Raw genomic sequence first — 15,211 nt, forward strand, 5'->3', positions numbered from 1 at the left:
ACGGGTAGGGGCGGCGGGGGCGAAAAAACGGGGGCTACTTCACCTCGTACGGCTGGCCGTAGACCTTCCACTTCAGTGGGGTGTGCAGGTCCAGATTCCCGTCGTAGAGGAATCTCCGCTGGGCGGTGTCCACGCGGGACGTGTCCCCCCGCCCCTCGGCCTTCATCGTCTTGCGGCGCATGTCCAGGAAGATGTCGAGGTAGGCCTTCTCCTTGCCGCCCTCCGCAGGAGTGTCCGCCTCTTCCAGGGCACGTTTGCGGATGCCGTAGAAGCCGGGATCGGTGCCGGGCCCGTGCATGACCATCGCGTCGTAGTAGATGAACTGGCCGAGCGCGCCGAGGCCGTCGCGCTTCGCGAGGCGGACCGCCGGGTCGAAGTAGACGCGGTCACGTTCGGCGTCCTGGACCTTGCGGAAGGCAGCCTCCCGCGCCTCCGCCTTCCACGCCGCGACGAATCCGGAGCCCAGCCCCTCGTGCGACTCGGAGCCGTCGACCTCCCGGAGCGCGGGAAGGTAGCGGGCCAGGCCGTTGTCCGGGTGGGACTTCGTGTAGCGCTCGACCAGGACGAGCAGATCGTGCGTACCGGTGGTGAAGCCGATGATGCCCGCCGTGTACCCGCGGCCGTCGTCGATGTCCTCGACGTAGTCGTACTGCTCGCGCCAGTCGAGGCTGGAGTTCTCGGCACTGGACACGATCCGCTGGGCCAGTTCCTTCTTCTCCGGCGCGTCCAGACCGGCCGCACGGGCCTCGGAAGCCGCGGCCCCGCCCTTCGCACGCGAACCGTCTCCGCCCTCACCGGGCACGGCGAAGCACGCCGCCACCGCGAGGAGAGGGACGGTGACGAACAGCAGACGGCCAGCGCGTTTCATACGCAAAGAGTACGATCGCCGCAGGGTGCCGTGCCGCATCGGGTGGGCCTGCTGTGAGCTTCCGGGGGAGGGTTTGTGAGCGCGGACGAACTGGCGCTGCTGCGGGCGGAGTTGGGCAGTCCACTGCCGGAGGGCTGCGGTGCGCTGGACGGCCCGGGGGCCCTGTTGCTCGCCCAGGCGCTGCGCCGGGCACGGGAGCGCCGCGCGTCCGCGCTGAACGAGGCCGTCGAGGACGCCCTCACCCTCGTACCGGCCCTCACCAGGGAACCTGTCCGCCGGATGCTCTTCCGCCAGGCGTAGTCCGCATGGACACGTTGCGCGGCAGAGCCGAGACCCTGAAACTCGCCCGACTGCTGGACGTCGAGCCGCACCGGCTGACGTTCCTCGAAGAGCTGCCCGCCGACGACGTACGCCTCTTCCGTGAGCGGGTCGTCGCCGCGCTCTTCGACGAGGACCGCGGCAGGCTCGACCGCATCGCCGCCATGACGAAACTCCTGCCCGCCACGGTCGCCGCCGGCATCGCGCAGAAGGCACTGGGCCCCCGTCTGGCCGCCGCGCTCGCCGGGCGCCTCGAACCGGCCCGCGCGGCCGACATCATCGACAGACTCCCCGTCGACTTCACGGCCCGCTGCTGCCATCACGTCGACCCGCGCCGGATCGCCGGGATCATGGGCAGGCTGGACGACGACACCGTCGTACGCATCGCCCTCGTCCTCGCCGAGCGCGGCGACCACCTCACCATGGGCCGATTCGTCGGCCACCTGCGGGAATCCGCGCTCAGAAGCGTCCTGCCGCGGCTCGGGGAAACGACTCTGCTGCGTACGGGCTTCGTCATCGACCATCCCGAACGGCTCGGACTCATCCTCGGGCTGCTGGACGACGAACAGCTCTCCTCGGTCATCGCGGCCGCCGACGACCACGGCCTGTGGCCCGAGGCCATGGCCGTCGCGGGCATGGCGGCCGACGACCAGCGGACCCGCCTCGCCTCGCTGACCGCCGCCCAGCCCGAGGCCCGGCTCGACTCCCTGATCCGCGTCACCGCCGAGCAGGACCTGTGGGAGTCGCTGCTGCCGATCGTGTCCGCGCTGAGCGAGGACGAGCTGCGGGCCGTCGCCGCGCTGCCCGCGCTGCGGGACCCCGCCGTGCTCGACGGGCTCGTCCGAGGGGTGGTGGCGACCGGCCTCTGGGCGGATTTCCTGCCCATGGTGGGGGTGCTGCCGCCGACCGCCCGGCGGGTCGTGGCCACGGCCGCGGGGGCGCTCGACGACGAGGGCCTCGACGGGTTGGCCCGTGGCGTCGAGAAGGAGGGGCTCTGGGACCTGGTCGTCCCGCTCATCGAGCTGATGGACGCGACGGCGAGGCGACGCGTCTACGCACTGCCGGCGTTCCGGGAACGGGCGACCGGTTAGATCGCTGCACCCCTGAAAAGTGGGTTGCTTGAGGCCTGTCCACGACGTGCGGGCCGGTGGGGGCTGGTCGCGCAGTTCCCCGCGCCCCTAAAAACGCCGGTCGCTCCCCCCAAGAAAAGACGACCGACCCCCACCGGGCCGCAGTCGGCCTCCGGCCGGAGGGGGCGTGTCGGGATGTCCGGGCGCCGCGGCAAGATGCCTCGACCCGACTTTGCGAGAGCGGCGTCCGGATGTCCCGGCATGTCCCCGCCCCACCACACACCCAGGGGCGCGAGGAACGGCGCGACAAGCCCCCACCGGCGGTCGGCCGAACGAGTGTTTCGCACGATCGGGGTACTCGACCCGCGGCCCAGCGGCAAGACATGGACAGAGCCGCGAGGCACATACGTGCGGAAGGAGACAGTCCGTGGGCGGGGAGTCTGCCAAGGGACCCATGGGTCACGGCCCGGACCACCGAGCCCGCCACCCCGCGGAGCGCTTCGCGGACGCCGCCGACGCAAGGCTGCCCCTCCACGACGGCGGAGGAAAACTCCTCCGCAAGGCCTTCCCCGACCACTGGTCGTTCCTCCTGGGCGAGCTGGCGCTCTACAGCCTGATCGTCCTGATGCTCACCGGCGTGTGGCTGACCCTCTTCTTCACGCCCGAGATGCGTGAAGTCACGTACGACGGAAGCCACGTCCCGCTGAGAGGCGTCCGGATGTCGGCCGCCTTCGACTCGACCCTGCGGATCAGCTTCGATGTGCGAGGCGGCCTCCTCATCCGCCAGATGCACCACTGGGCGGCGATCGTCTTCCTCGCCGCGATCGGCCTGCACCTGCTCCGGATCTTCTTCACCGGCGCCTTCCGCAGGCCGCGCGAAGCGAACTGGGTCATCGGCGTCACACTGTTCGTGCTCGCGCTCGCCGAGGGCTTCGCCGGCTACTCACTCCCCGACGACCTGCTCTCGGGCACGGGGCTGCGCATCGCGCAGGGCATCATGCTCTCCATCCCGGTGGTGGGCAGCTACGTGAGCATGTTCGTGTTCGGGGACGAGTTCCCCGGCGAGGACATCATCTCCAGGCTGTACGCGATGCACATCCTGCTCCTGCCCGGCCTGCTGATCGGCCTCGTCACCGCACATCTGATCCTCGTCTTCCACCTGAAGCACACGCAGTGGCGCGGACCGGGCAGGACGAACGGCAACGTCGTCGGCAAACCCATGTACCCGCAGTTCATGGCCACTTCGGGCGGCCTGTCCCTCATCGTCTTCGGAGTACTGGCCCTGCTCGCCGGTCTCGCCCAGATCAACCCCGTGTGGACGTACGGCCCCTACCGGCCGGACCAGGTGTCGACGGGCTCCCAGCCCGACTGGTACGTGGGTTTCCTGGAAGGGGCTCTGCGGCTCGTGCCGCCCTGGGAGACGAACATCGCCGGGCACACGCTCATGTGGAACGTCCTGCTCCCGGCCGTCGTCCTGCCGGGCCTGCTCTTCCTCGTGCTGTACGCGTACCCGTTCGTCGAGCAGCGGCTGACGGGCGAGTGGCACCAGGAGCACCACCTGTGCGACCGGCCGCGCGAACGCCCCGTCCGCACCGGACTGGGCGTCGCCGGGATCACCTTCTACGGTGTGCTGCTCCTGGCCGGCGGCAATGACGTGGTGGCGCAGTCGTTCCACATCTCCCTGAACGCGCTGACCTGGGTGCTGCGGGTCGCGCTCGTGGTGGGGCCGGTCCTCGCCTTCCTCCTGACCCGGACCGTGTGCCGCGCCCTCGTGTGGAAGGAACGGGAGCGCCTTGTGACGGGGGACGAGTCGGGCGAGGTGCGCCAGTCCGTGGCAGGCGGCTACGAGAGCGACCACCGGCCGGTCGGGAAGTTCCGGCCGGGCGCCCCCAGAACACCGGCCCCGGCAAGTCCCCCTGACCAGTCCCTCTGACCAGTCCTCCCTGCTCAGTAACCCCGACCGGCGTCCCGGTCCGCGTACTGGAACACCATCCCGAGGACACCCCGAGCGAGCACGCCGACGCCGATGAGGAACAGCCACAGCCCGTAGACCACCCCCGTGCACAGCACCGCGAAGCCCAGGGCCGTGATCAGCGGCCACGGGCTCTGGGCCGGGAAGAACTCCAAGGGCCCCGAGCCGTCGGCCACTTCGGCGTCGGTACGGTCCTGGGGGCGCCGTCCCCTGCGCCGGTACTGCGTGGCGCAGAAGAACGAGACGACCGCGGCCATCAGGAAGGCGACCACCAGGGCCGCCGTACCGGCGGGGTCCGCGGACCACCAGCCGTAGAGGGCGGCGGCACCGGCGAAGAACACCGCCACACCGCCGAAGAGCAGTGCCTCGACCTTCACCGCAGTCCCTCCGCCCTGGCCTGCTTGACGATCGAGGGATGGTGCAGATCGAAGGCCGGTGCCTCCGACCGGACGCGGGGCAGGGCCACGAAGTTGTGGCGGGGCGGCGGGCTGGAGGTCGCCCATTCCAGCGCGCGCCCGAAGCCCCAGGGGTCGTCCTCCTCCACCCGGCGCCCGTACTTCGCCGTGTGCCACACGTTGTAGAGGAACGGCAGGGTGGACGCGCCGAGGAGAAAGGCCCCGATCGACGAGAGGGTGTTGAGGGCCGTGAATCCGTCGGCGGGCAGGTAGTCGGCGTACCGGCGCGGCATGCCCGCCTCGCCCAGCCAGTGCTGCACCAGGAACGTCAGCTGGAAAGCGGGGAACAGCAGCCAGAAGTGCAGCTTGCCCAGCCGTTCGTCCAGCATCTTGCCGGTGAACTTGGGCCACCAGAAATAGAAACCGGCGAACATCGCGAAGACCACGGTGCCGAACAGGACGTAGTGCAGGTGCGCCACGATGAAGTACGAGTCGGTGAGATGGAAGTCGAGCGGTGGAGAGGCGATCAGTACTCCGCTGAGCCCGCCGAGCAGGAATGACATCAGGAATCCGAGCGCCCACAGCATCGGTGTCTCGAAGGACAGTGATCCTTTGCGCATCGTGCCGATCCACGCGAAGAACTTGATTCCGGTGGGCACCGCGATCAGGAACGACATCATGGAGAAGAAGGGCAGCAGAACCGCTCCGGTGGCGAACATGTGATGTGCCCAGACGACGGCGGACAGCATGGTGATGGCGATGGTCGCGCCGATCAGCGGAACGTAACCGAAGAGCGGTTTTCGGGAGAAGACCGGGAGGATCTCCGAAATGATGCCGAAGAATGGGAGGGCCACGATGTAGACCTCCGGGTGACCGAAGAACCAGAACAGGTGCTGCCACAGAATGGCGCCGCCGTTCGTCGCGTCGAAGACGTGCCCGCCGAATTTCCGGTCGGCCTCCAGAGCGAGCAGAGCCGCCGTGAGGACGGGGAAAGCGGGCAGTACGAGAATCGAGGTGAACAGCACGTTCCAGGTGAAGATCGGCATCCGGAACATCGTCATGCCGGGAGCGCGCAGACAGAGGATCGTGGTGATGAAGTTGACCGCGCCGAGCGTGGTCGACACACCCGCCACCACCAGCCCCATCACCCAGAGATCACCTCCCGCGCCGGGCGTGTGGTAGGCGCTGTTCAGCGGCGCGTAGGCGAACCAGCCGAAGGCGGCGGCACCCCCGGGAACCAGGAATCCCGCCACGACCATCAGACCGCCGAACAGGTACATCCAGTACGACAGGGCGTTCAAGCGCGGAAAGGCCACGTCCGGGGCGCCGATCTGCAGGGGCATCACCGCGTTCGCGAACCCCGCGAACATGGGGGTGGCGAACAGCAGCATCATGATCGTGCCGTGAATGGTGAAGAGCTGGTTGTACGTGTGCTCGTCCATGAACTGCAGCCCGGGACGGGCGAGTTCGGCCCGCATGCCCAGAGCGAGCAATCCCGCGAACAGGAAGAAGCAGAAAGCGGTGACCATGTACAGCTGGCCGATCACTTTGTGATCGGTCGTCGAGGTCCAGCGAAGCAGTGCGCGCCCCACGGACGGTTCGGCGGCCGACTCCGTCCGCGCGTCGCCGTCCCGTTCCGACAGTTCGGTCATGGTCCTCCTCAGTCGACTTCAGTCGACTCCGTCGACAACGCGTGGGGCGAGTGCCCCGGCGGCCCGCCGGGAAACGAACGGCGCGACCGACGACAGGTGCCGGGGTCCGCGCGGCGACGCTACCGCCGTGATCCACGAGATCCGCCCTTGCCACGAGTGAGCGGGGAACGGCAGCGACGTTCGGAGCAAAGGAGCGGGCGGAAGATCACGTTCTCGGAAAATCACCTTCACGCGCTTCACGCGACCATTTGGTCTGGTTCTCGTCCGGTCCGGTTCCGGACCGGGCCGGTGCCGATTTCGACCCGTTCGTTTTTTGCCGAGCCGGGTACTCGGCGCCCATGAGAACGACATATGACGCAGTGCGATCCGTGGCTGTGTCGGACGCGGCCGTGGGATCGATCGGCGCCTTCGTCGGCGGGCTCGTCATCGTCGGCGTACTGGTGTGGGCGGTCCGCCTGGGCATCAAGTCACGGCGGGGGCAGCCGAGGCCGCCCCGGCCGGAGGAACAGCCCAGGAGGCCGGAGTCCGGCCCGGTCCAAGAGGCCCGCGAGATGCGGGAGCCGGACGAAGTACCCCGGGCCGCCGACGAGAGCGAGCGGCTGAGCCCTCACGACCTGCACGCCTCGGGAAGCAAACGCGGCGAGAACCAGGACCGTCCCCGCTGGGACTCCGGTTCCAGCGGCTCCTTCGGAGGCGGCGGCCCCGGCCGGACGTGACGAGGTGGCGACATGACCCGGCCCGACGCAGCCCGTACCGACACCGACACCGAGGGCGCCGGTCCCGAGATCGAGGGCGCCGGCCCCGACGGGTACGACGCCACCCCTTACCTGCCGAAGCGGGGCGGGCTCCCCGCGCACCGGCAGGCGGCGGCGGAGTGCCGGGGGTGCCCCCTGTTCGAGGACGCCACCGGGACCGTCTTCGGCAAGGGCGCGGCCACGGCGCGGATCGTGTTCGTCGGGGAACAGCCCGGTGATCAGGAGGACAGGCAGGGCGAACCCTTCGTCGGCCCGGCCGGCCGCCTGCTGGACAAAGCGATGACGGAAGCCGGGATCGACCGCGACACCACGTACGTCACCAACGCGGTGAAGCACTTCAAGTTCACCCGCGCCGGACCCGGCAAACGCCGTATCCACAAGGCACCGGACCTGCGGGAACTCACCGCCTGCCGGCCCTGGCTCGACGTGGAGCTGCACCTGGTCCGGCCGGACGTGGTGGTGGCCCTCGGCGCGACAGCCGGAAAGGCACTGCTCGGACGGTCGTTCCGGGTGACCAAGGACCGCGGGACCCTCATCCCGCTGCCGGGCGAGGACGGGCAGAGCCCTGACGGCGAGGCGCGCTACGTGGTGGCGACGCTCCATCCCTCGGCCGTACTGCGTTCCGACGACAGGGAAGCCGCGTACGCGGGACTGGTGTCGGACCTGGAGGTAGCCGCGCGGGCGCTGGGAGAGAGCCACGGCTGAGGCGGCAACCCAAGACAAAGAACAACCCAAGACAAAGAACACAGATCGCGCAACACACGAAGCACTACACACAGGAGGCTCGTATGACCAGCAGCACGGAGACCGGCGGCGTCACGCACACCGCGGACAAGGACTACAACCTGGTCTGGTACGTGGAGGCGTGCCTGAGCAACGCGCTGCGGCTGGAGACGTACATCGAGGACGCGGAGCGCGCCAAGGACACCGAGGTCGCGGACCTGTTCCGCAAGGCCCAGGCGGACAGCCGCAAGGGCGCCGAACTGGGGAAGCGGCTGCTGCGCGCGCGCCTGGACGGCAGCTGAGGCAACGCGCCTACGCCGAGCGAGGGAAACGAGAGACGTCGGCGTCCGCTGCCCGGGAAACGTCGGCGACCGCTGTGGACAGCCGCGTCGACAGGGGCTCGGGCAGTGGCTCTCCGCCGACCGTCTCCACGAGTTCGGCGGCCACCTGGCGGAGCTTGGTGTTGGTGTGCTGGGACACGTCGACCAGGACGCTCCAGGCGTCGTCCGGGCGGAGGCCGAAAGAGGCCATCAGGACCCCGCGGGCCATGTCGATGACGGGCCGCGTCTGCATGGCCCGCTTCAGCTGCACCACTTCGGTGCGCAGCGCCTCCGTGTCGTGCGTGTCGCGGTGGGCAGGTCGGTCGCTGTTCACGGACGGGGCGAAGAGTTCCAGTTCCGGCATGAGAGTCGCTCCCTCCCGAGGTGTACGCCTGTCTGAAAAGCCTCCTCCAGTGTCACCCTCTCCACATAACCCGTCAAGCTATACATGAAATACATTTCGCCTCTAGGAATACGTGAATGTGACGCCCTATCCTGGGGTGCATGGGTGAAGTTTTCGAGACACACACGGGCTGGACGTTTCTGACCAGCCACGCCCGGGTGCTGGCCGCGATCGCAGAAGACCGGGGCACTCGCATTCGTGACATCGCGGCGCGGTGCAGGCTCACCGAGAGGGCCGTCCAGAAGATCATTTCTGATCTGGAGCGGGACGGTTATCTGACCCACACTCGGCAGGGGCGCACCAATGTCTACCGCATCGAGCCGGGGACCATTCTGCGGCACCCGGCCGAAGCCGGGCTGACCGTCGCGGGACTGCTGTCGGTCCTCGCGCAGCACGATGCGCGGCGTGACGGACTGCCGCAGCAGTCGCAGTCGCCGTCGGCACCGCCCGGCGAGCGCGGCTCCGAACCCGCCAGGTGACGGCCCGTCAACCAGCTTGACCCGCACATCCGCGAGGGAGTGCTGCTGCGGCACATCGCGGACGGCGGGACGTGGTGGGAGGAGGTCACCGAGGCGCCCTCATGACTCCTCGGATGCCTTCTCGGACTAGTTCTCGGACGTGCCTTTGTCGGCCGAGCTGTCGGCCGAGCCCGGCTCGGCCATCCTGCCGTGGGCGGCTGCCTTCACGCTGTCCGGGAGGATCTTGCTCACGAGGGTTTGCGCCCTGGTCCTGGCCGAGCCGGCCACGATCTTCTTCTTGCCGCGCATCAGGGCTTCGAAGCCGTCCTTCGCGACCTTGGCGGGGTCGTCCTTCTTCTGCTGTCCGACCTTGGTGTCCGCCATGCCGGCCCGTCGGAAGATCTCCGTCTCCGTGGGGCCGGGCATGAGCGACGTGATGGTGAGGCCGGTGTCCTTCAGTTCCTCCTGCAGTGCTTGGGCGAAGGACTGCACGAACGACTTGGAGGCGTTGTACACGGCCTGGTACGAGCCGGGCAGGAGCGCCGCGATCGAGGAGGTGAACAGCACTTTGCCCTCGTCCCGCGCGAGCATGTCCGGGAGCAGCCGCTTCGTGAGGCGAACCGTCGAGGTGATGTTGAGGTCGATGAGGCGGAGCTCGTCGACCAGTTCGTTCTCGACGAACCGCCCGCCCTTCGCCACGCCGGCGTTGAGCGCCGCGGCGGCGACCGGCTGCCCCAGCGCGGTGACGGCGGCGTACAGCCGGTCGACGCCGTCCGGCTCCGCCAGGTCGATCCGAACGGCCTCGACCTGTGCTCCGTGGGCGCGGATCTCGTCCGCGGCCTGATGCAGCTCACCGTTCTCCGCGGTCAGCAACAGGTTGTACCCGTTCTCGGCGAACTGCTTGGCCAGTTCGTATCCGATGCCGCTTGAGGCACCCGTGACGAGGGCCAGGGGCTTCGTGTCGTCCATCCCTGCCAGGTACCCGTACATCTCCGGGCAAACATTCACCTACGGCCTAAAATGACTCAGGAGTGCAGTCAGCAGCTCCGAAGCGTTCTAAGGCGTACGAGATGAGCAGCTACAAGACGGCTGGAAGCCAGGACATCACCAGCAGCTCCGTTGTCGGCGCACCCTGCTGGGTCAGTCTGACCACGCGTGACATGCGGGCCGCGGAGGAGTTCTACCACGCTGTGCTGGGCTGGGAGTGGCGCACCGGCAGGCTGGGCGTTGAGTACAGGTTCGCCAGTGTGGGCGGAGTCCCGGTGGCGGGGGTGTCCGCCGTGGAGACCCTGGGGCAGGCGACGGCCGCATGGACCCCCTTCTTCGCCGCGTCCAGCGCGGACGAAACCGTGGCCCGCAGCCGGGAGCGGGGAGGCACAACCGCCGTGGGGCCCCTCTCCTTTCCGCCGGGCCGGGCAGCGCTGCTCGCCGATCGCGACGGTGCGGTCTTCGGCATCTGGGAGGGCGAGCTGGTGGCCGACTGGCAGCAATGGCGCCGCGCGGCACCGGCCTTCATGGAGCTCCACACCCGTGACGTCTTCGACGCGGCCATCTTCTACGCGGAGATCCTCGGCTGGGCATCGGAGGGGGCGGGCTCGTGCGAAGTCCACTACGAGGGCGAGGAGGTCGTGCTGCGCAGCCAGGGCGACGTCGTGGCCCGTATCCATGCGGGCGCGGTGGGATCCGCACCCGACCCCGCGATGCGGCCGCACTGGCAGGTCCACTTCACGGTCGACGACGTGGAAGCCTGCGCCCGGGCCGCACTGGCCCACGGCGGCAGCGTCCTGCGGGGCGGGACGCGCGCGACGGAGGCGGCGGTTCTCGGCGATCCGGACGGCGCACGGTTCGTCGTGGACCCACGGCCGGTACGGGGAGATGCGTGAACCGACGGCCGGGACAAGGAGGTTGAAGGGCCCCGCCCCCCGGCTTCCCGCGGTCACGCCTCGATCCACGTGTGGAGGGTGTCGCTGGTGTGCTGGACCTCTTCCATCAGGCGGGTGGCCTCGACGACCAGGACGCCGTAGGGGCGGGCGGAGTCGGCCAGTGGCAGGGACTGGGCCTCGGCTTCCGCGGCGACCTCCCGGCGCCGCGCCCGGGCGTCGTCGGCCAGCCCCGCCAGCCGCTCCGCCTGCCCGGGCAGGGCTGCCTCGTCCAGGGTGCTCAGCGTGCGGGCGAACCCGCAGATGGCTTCGAGGAAGGCCGCGTAACAGTCCAGGAAGTCGCGGTAGTGGTAGTCGTTCTCCTCTTCCTGCCACTGGTCGAGACTCCGCGTCAACGAGGCCAGTTGGTACAGAGTCCGTTCCAGGGCGTTCAGCACTGTCTCGAACCCCTGGAAAGTGAGGTGGTTCCGATGGCGCCTCAGGAGCCGGCGGGGGTTGTAGTGGACACTCTCCTCGGCGGTGTTCAGACCGGCCCTGGCCTGGTCGATCAGGCTGCCCGTCAGGGCGGCCCGTTCGCGCCATCGTGCGGTGGTGTCCGCGTCCGGTGCGCCTTCGCGCAGGGCGGGGTGCATGTCGGCGGTCAGGTCGTGGAGCGCGCGGGCGAGGGTGCGGACGCTGTACTCGGCACTGCGGTACCGCATCGGCGGGGCGATCGTGACGTTGACCGCGGTGCCGATGGCACAGCCGATGAGGACCAGGAGCACGATCTGTCCCAGCTGGGTGATCCGGGTCGTGTCGTCGGTGGCGCTGCTGTAGGTGGAGAACGCGAAGAAGGCCGCGGTGGCCACCTGCGGCCCCTGGACCCCCAGCACCCGTGACCGCCCGATCGACAGAGTGATCGCCGCCACGAGCACGAAGGTCAGCAGATCCGGCCCGGCGAGGAAGCCGAGTGCGGCCTGCACGGTCACTCCCAGCGCGACGGCGCCGACGTAACGCAGGGACTGTGTCACGGACTGGTAGACCGTGACGTACATGATCAGCACCGCGGAGAACGGCGCGAAGGCGGGCGACCTGGCGTCGAGCGCGTAGAAGGAGACCATCCAGGCGAGCGTGGCCGCCAGGGTGCTCTTGCCGATCAGCAGGAGGGCGTCGCGCTCGGAACCCGCCGACAGGAGAGCCCGTCGGCACCACTGCCCGGCCTGCCCCACTCGCCGCCCTGCCCGCGACATCCGCCCTGCTCGCGCTATTCGCCCAACTCGCCCTACTCGTCTTACTCGCCGTATTCGTGCGCATCGTCCCGGCGGGCTCATGGCAGTGGTGTGCCTCCGGTGGCGTTCATGATCTCCGCGGTGATGAAGCCGGCGTGTTCCGAGGCGAGGAAGACGTAGGCGGGCGCCATCTCCGCGGGCTGGGCCGGTCGGCCCATCGGGGCCTGCTCGCCGAACTTCTTGGTGTCCGGCAGCGTGGCCGGGATCAGTGGCGTCCAGACCGGCCCCGGAGCGACGGCGTTGACGCGGACACCCCGATCGGCCAGCATCTGCGCGAGCCCTTGCGTGAACGTGACGATGGCGCCCTTCGTCATGGCGTAGTCGAGCAGGTGAGGGCTCGGTTTGTAAGCCTGCACCGAGGTGGTGTTGATGATCGACCCGCCCGACGGGATGTGCGGAACGGACATCTTGCACAGCCAGAACATGCCGTACAGGTTCGTGTGCACGACGCGGTCGAACTGCTCCGTGGAGATGTCCTCGATGCCCTCGGGCTGGGACATCTGATAGGCCGCGTTGTTGACCAGTACATCGATCCGCCCGAACTCCGTCACGGCCCGCTCGACCAGGCGACGGCACTGCTCCTCGTCCCGGATGTCGCACGGCACGGCCAGGCCCCGGCGGCCTGCTTCCTCGACAAGGCGCACCGTCTCGCGGGCGTCATCCGCCTCCGCGGGCAGGTGCGTGAAGAGGACGTCCGCTCCCTCGCGGGCGTAGGCGAGAGCGACAGCGCGGCCGATACCGGAGTCGCCGCCGGTCACGACCGCCGCCCGGTCCCGCAACAGCCCGTTTCCTCGGTAGGACTCCTCACCGTGGTCGGGCGCCGGGTCCATCGCGCCCGTCCGGCCCGGCGGCTCCTGGTCCTGCTGAGGGAACTCCGGCTGCGGGTGCTTCGTCGTGGGGTCCTGCGGGGCGTTGCCCATCAGCGCTCCTCCTGGATCGGTGGCGTGAGGCGTGAGGCGTGAGGCTGAGAGTGAGGCGTGAGGGTGCGGCCTGAGGCGTGTGGCGGGAGGCCTCAGGCGTGACGCATGCGGCGTGTCATGGCTGCAGGAGCGTCTTGACCATGCCGTCTTCCTTGGCCTGGAACGTCGCGTACGCCGCGGGCCCGTCCCGCAGCGGCAGATGGTGCGTGGCGAAGCCGTCGACGCCCAGGGGGTCGGCGTCGGTGAGGTGGGGGCGGATGTCGTCGATCCAGTGCCATACGTTGGCCTGGCCCATCCGTACCTGCAGTTGCTTGTCGAACATGGTCAGCAGCGGCAGCGGGCTCGCGGCGCCCCCGTACACACCGCTGATGGAGAGCGTGCCACCGCGGCGGACCGCGTCGATCCCCGTGAGAAGGGCGCTCATGCGGTCGACGCCGGCCTTCTCCATGAACGGGCGGGCCAGCTTGTCGGGCAGGAGACCGGTGGCCCATTGGGCCGCCTGCGCCACCGGTGCGCCGTGCGCTTCGAGGCCGACCGCGTCGATGACGGCGTCCGTGCCGCGGCCCTGCGTGAGGTCGCGGACGGCGTCGCCCACGTCCTTGCCGTGTTCGCGCAGGTCCAGGACGGTGGTGCCGTGCCGCCGGGCTCGTTCGAGGCGGGCGTCGACCCGGTCGACACCGATGACGAGTTCCGCGCCGCGCAGTCGCGCGATGCGGGTGGCCATGTCGCCGATGGGGCCGAGGCCGAGGACCGTGACGCTGCCGCCGGCGGGGATGGCGGCGTACTCGACCGCCTGCCAGGCGGTGGGGAGCACGTCGGAGAGATAGACGAACCGGTCGTCGGGCGGACCGTCGGGCACCTTGATGGGCAGCCTGTTGCCGAACGGCACGCGCAGCAACTCGGCCTGTCCGCCCGGAACCTGACCGTAGAGCTTGGTGTAGCCGAACAGGGCGGCGCCGCTGCCCATGGACGTGACCTGGGTCGTCTCGCACTGCGACTGCAGACCGCGCTCGCACATCCAGCAGTCGCCGCAGGAGACGTTGAAGGGGATCACCACACGGTCTCCGACGGCCACGCCGGTGACCTCGGGCCCGGTCTCGGCGACGACGCCCATGGTCTCGTGGCCCAGGATGTCGCCCGGGTCGATATAGGGGCCGAAGATCTCGTAGAGGTGGAGATCCGAACCGCAGATCCCCGTCGAGGTCACCTTGACGATGATGTCGTCGGGCTTCTCGATCCGGGGATCGGGGACCTCCTCGACGCGTACGTCGCGCTTGCCTTGCCATGTCAGTGCGCGCATGCTCAGGGCCTCCTCAAGGTTGGCGCGGTGCCGCGGTGCCTGCCCCGGTGCCTGCCGTGCGGGCCGTTGCTCCCCCTCCACCAGGCTGGTCACACCGTTGACCGTCCCGCCACATGAAGCCTGCGGCGGTGGTCACCCCGAGTACCCGACGCGGCGCGCGTGATGCGTGCCCGCTCCTCGGTGCACCCGCCGGCGCCGCCGGCCGTGGGTGCCGTGGGTGCACGTGCCGATGCACCCGCCCGTCGCACGCCATCGGCACGCCACCGGCACGAGCACCCACGGGCACACCGTGCGCGCGGCGGATCGGCGACTTCTCCGAGGGACGACCGCCGAGGAGGAGGAGCAGGCGCAGGCACCGCGAGCTCACGAGCGACGCCGAGCACCGCCACCGGGGACGTCGTCCGCGCCGAGCACCAGCGCCCGGCACTCGCCAGGGCTGCCCCACGCCGAACGCAACGCCCGTGCCTTGGTCAGCCACAGGGAGAGGTCGTACTCCGCGGTGTAGCCGATCGCGCCGTGCAGTTGCAGGGCCGTGCGGGCGGCGCCGTACGCCGCCTCGCCGGCCGCGACCTTGGCTGCGGCGAGGTCTGCGGGGTCCATCGACAGCGCGGCGCCGAAGATCAGCGGGCGTGCGAACTCCAGAGCGATCTTCGCGTCGGCCAACCGGTGCCTGACCGCCTGGAACGAGCCGATGGGGACACCGAACTGGCTGCGCTGCTTGACGTACGCCACGGTCCTGTCGAGCAGGGCGAGGCCCACCCCGAGAGCCTGGGCGGCGGTCGCGAGCCGCGCCCAGCGAACGGCGTCGGCGGCGGCCACGCCGATCGAGGGGCCGACGCCCAGGAGCTCGCCTCCGGGGCGGGGGAGGCGGAGCCGACGGGCGGGGTCGAGCGAGCGGCGCACACGGGG

At 69.6% G+C, this 15,211-nt stretch carries 17 protein-coding genes; 8 read left to right on the plus strand and 9 right to left on the minus strand.

Features of this window, described 5'->3' with window-relative positions; genetic code table 11:
* Window positions 1-34: 34 nt before the first annotated feature.
* The gene (locus AOK01_RS11550) at window positions 35-868 is read right to left on the minus strand and encodes a chitosanase (protein WP_055510878.1); all 834 of its coding nucleotides are present in this window, start codon (window positions 866-868) and stop codon (window positions 35-37) included.
* Between the two features lie 75 nt (window positions 869-943).
* Between AOK01_RS11550 and AOK01_RS11555 the strand changes: the two genes are divergently transcribed.
* From AOK01_RS11555 to qcrB, 3 genes are all read left to right on the plus strand, one after another.
* Window positions 944-1,168: a hypothetical protein gene (locus tag AOK01_RS11555; protein ID WP_055510879.1), complete on the plus strand. Its 225-nt coding sequence runs from the start codon at window positions 944-946 to the stop codon at window positions 1,166-1,168.
* A 5-nt stretch (window positions 1,169-1,173) separates the two neighbouring features.
* Window positions 1,174-2,277, plus strand: a complete 1,104-nt coding sequence (locus tag AOK01_RS11560; protein WP_055510880.1) for a hypothetical protein — start codon at window positions 1,174-1,176, stop codon at window positions 2,275-2,277.
* 433 nt (window positions 2,278-2,710) lie between these two features.
* The gene (gene qcrB / locus AOK01_RS11565) at window positions 2,711-4,189 is read left to right on the plus strand and encodes a cytochrome bc1 complex cytochrome b subunit (RefSeq protein WP_079103340.1); all 1,479 of its coding nucleotides are present in this window, start codon (window positions 2,711-2,713) and stop codon (window positions 4,187-4,189) included.
* 14 nt (window positions 4,190-4,203) lie between these two features.
* On the opposite strand, the gene ctaF is transcribed toward qcrB, so the two are convergent.
* Both ctaF and ctaD read right to left on the minus strand, forming a co-directional pair.
* On the minus strand, window positions 4,204-4,605 hold the full coding sequence (ctaF, locus tag AOK01_RS11570; protein ID WP_055510881.1) for an aa3-type cytochrome oxidase subunit IV: 402 nt from the start codon (window positions 4,603-4,605) through the stop codon (window positions 4,204-4,206).
* Window positions 4,602-6,275, minus strand: a complete 1,674-nt coding sequence (gene ctaD / locus AOK01_RS11575; RefSeq protein ID WP_055510882.1) for an aa3-type cytochrome oxidase subunit I — start codon at window positions 6,273-6,275, stop codon at window positions 4,602-4,604. Before ctaD ends, ctaF begins: the two co-directional genes overlap by 4 nt.
* A gap of 368 nt (window positions 6,276-6,643) precedes the next feature.
* Between ctaD and AOK01_RS11580 the strand changes: the two genes are divergently transcribed.
* The 3 genes from AOK01_RS11580 to AOK01_RS11590 all read left to right on the plus strand — a co-directional run bounded on the left by AOK01_RS11580 (window position 6,644) and on the right by AOK01_RS11590 (window position 8,055).
* Window positions 6,644-6,991 carry a DUF6479 family protein gene (locus tag AOK01_RS11580; RefSeq protein ID WP_245702212.1) on the plus strand — a complete coding sequence of 116 codons (348 nt, stop codon included), beginning with the start codon at window positions 6,644-6,646 and terminating at the stop codon, window positions 6,989-6,991.
* 12 nt (window positions 6,992-7,003) lie between these two features.
* Entirely contained in the window at window positions 7,004-7,735 is a 732-nt protein-coding gene (locus AOK01_RS11585; protein WP_079103341.1) for a UdgX family uracil-DNA binding protein, read from the plus strand.
* Between the two features lie 83 nt (window positions 7,736-7,818).
* Window positions 7,819-8,055 carry a hypothetical protein gene (locus tag AOK01_RS11590; RefSeq protein ID WP_055510884.1) on the plus strand — a complete coding sequence of 79 codons (237 nt, stop codon included), beginning with the start codon at window positions 7,819-7,821 and terminating at the stop codon, window positions 8,053-8,055.
* 10 nt (window positions 8,056-8,065) lie between these two features.
* Here the strand turns inward: AOK01_RS11590 and AOK01_RS11595 are convergent, their stop codons facing one another.
* The gene (locus tag AOK01_RS11595; RefSeq protein ID WP_079103342.1) at window positions 8,066-8,437 is read right to left on the minus strand and encodes an ANTAR domain-containing protein; all 372 of its coding nucleotides are present in this window, start codon (window positions 8,435-8,437) and stop codon (window positions 8,066-8,068) included.
* A gap of 140 nt (window positions 8,438-8,577) precedes the next feature.
* Here AOK01_RS11595 and AOK01_RS11600 point away from each other — a divergent pair, with 140 nt between their 5' ends.
* On the plus strand, window positions 8,578-8,955 hold the full coding sequence (locus AOK01_RS11600; RefSeq protein WP_055510885.1) for a helix-turn-helix transcriptional regulator: 378 nt from the start codon (window positions 8,578-8,580) through the stop codon (window positions 8,953-8,955).
* Window positions 8,956-9,081: 126 nt separating this feature from the next.
* Here AOK01_RS11600 and AOK01_RS11605 read toward each other — a convergent pair whose 3' ends face one another.
* Complete coding sequence (locus tag AOK01_RS11605; RefSeq protein ID WP_055510891.1) at window positions 9,082-9,903, minus strand: SDR family NAD(P)-dependent oxidoreductase; 822 nt, start codon at window positions 9,901-9,903, stop codon at window positions 9,082-9,084.
* Between the two features lie 101 nt (window positions 9,904-10,004).
* On the opposite strand from AOK01_RS11605, the gene AOK01_RS11610 reads away from it, so the two are divergent.
* Window positions 10,005-10,817 (plus strand): VOC family protein, encoded by an 813-nt coding sequence (locus tag AOK01_RS11610; RefSeq protein ID WP_055510886.1) that lies wholly within the window; start codon window positions 10,005-10,007, stop codon window positions 10,815-10,817.
* A 53-nt stretch (window positions 10,818-10,870) separates the two neighbouring features.
* Here AOK01_RS11610 and AOK01_RS11615 read toward each other — a convergent pair whose 3' ends face one another.
* The 4 genes from AOK01_RS11615 to AOK01_RS11630 form a co-directional block, all read right to left on the minus strand.
* Window positions 10,871-12,043 carry an FUSC family protein gene (locus AOK01_RS11615; RefSeq protein WP_055510887.1) on the minus strand — a complete coding sequence of 391 codons (1,173 nt, stop codon included), beginning with the start codon at window positions 12,041-12,043 and terminating at the stop codon, window positions 10,871-10,873.
* 77 nt (window positions 12,044-12,120) lie between these two features.
* Window positions 12,121-13,002: an SDR family oxidoreductase gene (locus tag AOK01_RS11620; protein ID WP_055510888.1), complete on the minus strand. Its 882-nt coding sequence runs from the start codon at window positions 13,000-13,002 to the stop codon at window positions 12,121-12,123.
* A gap of 115 nt (window positions 13,003-13,117) precedes the next feature.
* Window positions 13,118-14,302 (minus strand): alcohol dehydrogenase catalytic domain-containing protein, encoded by a 1,185-nt coding sequence (locus tag AOK01_RS11625; RefSeq protein WP_055510889.1) that lies wholly within the window; start codon window positions 14,300-14,302, stop codon window positions 13,118-13,120.
* A 363-nt stretch (window positions 14,303-14,665) separates the two neighbouring features.
* Window positions 14,666-15,211, minus strand: a 546-nt coding sequence (locus tag AOK01_RS11630; protein ID WP_281181341.1) for an acyl-CoA dehydrogenase family protein, incomplete at its 5' end; no start/stop codon positions are given.

The organism is Streptomyces aurantiacus, assembly GCF_001418335.1.
Classification (GTDB): Bacteria; Actinomycetota; Actinomycetes; order Streptomycetales; family Streptomycetaceae; genus Streptomyces; species Streptomyces aurantiacus.

Bases quoted from the DNA above. Each gene is read 5' to 3' on its own strand.
- AOK01_RS11560 (WP_055510880.1), top strand. From the start codon at position 1,174: ATGGACACGTTGCGCGGCAGAGCCGAGACCCTGAAACTCGCCCGACTG.
- AOK01_RS11585 (WP_079103341.1), top strand. From the start codon at position 7,004: ATGACCCGGCCCGACGCAGCCCGTACCGACACCGACACCGAGGGCGCC.
- ctaD (WP_055510882.1), bottom strand. From the start codon at position 6,275: ATGACCGAACTGTCGGAACGGGACGGCGACGCGCGGACGGAGTCGGCC.
- AOK01_RS11615 (WP_055510887.1), bottom strand. From the start codon at position 12,043: ATGTCGCGGGCAGGGCGGCGAGTGGGGCAGGCCGGGCAGTGGTGCCGA.
- AOK01_RS11625 (WP_055510889.1), bottom strand. From the start codon at position 14,302: ATGCGCGCACTGACATGGCAAGGCAAGCGCGACGTACGCGTCGAGGAG.
- AOK01_RS11610 (WP_055510886.1), top strand. From the start codon at position 10,005: ATGAGCAGCTACAAGACGGCTGGAAGCCAGGACATCACCAGCAGCTCC.
- AOK01_RS11605 (WP_055510891.1), bottom strand. From the start codon at position 9,903: ATGGACGACACGAAGCCCCTGGCCCTCGTCACGGGTGCCTCAAGCGGC.
- AOK01_RS11595 (WP_079103342.1), bottom strand. From the start codon at position 8,437: ATGCCGGAACTGGAACTCTTCGCCCCGTCCGTGAACAGCGACCGACCT.
- AOK01_RS11620 (WP_055510888.1), bottom strand. From the start codon at position 13,002: ATGGGCAACGCCCCGCAGGACCCCACGACGAAGCACCCGCAGCCGGAG.
- AOK01_RS11600 (WP_055510885.1), top strand. From the start codon at position 8,578: ATGGGTGAAGTTTTCGAGACACACACGGGCTGGACGTTTCTGACCAGC.
- AOK01_RS11550 (WP_055510878.1), bottom strand. From the start codon at position 868: ATGAAACGCGCTGGCCGTCTGCTGTTCGTCACCGTCCCTCTCCTCGCG.
- AOK01_RS11590 (WP_055510884.1), top strand. From the start codon at position 7,819: ATGACCAGCAGCACGGAGACCGGCGGCGTCACGCACACCGCGGACAAG.
- qcrB (WP_079103340.1), top strand. From the start codon at position 2,711: ATGGGTCACGGCCCGGACCACCGAGCCCGCCACCCCGCGGAGCGCTTC.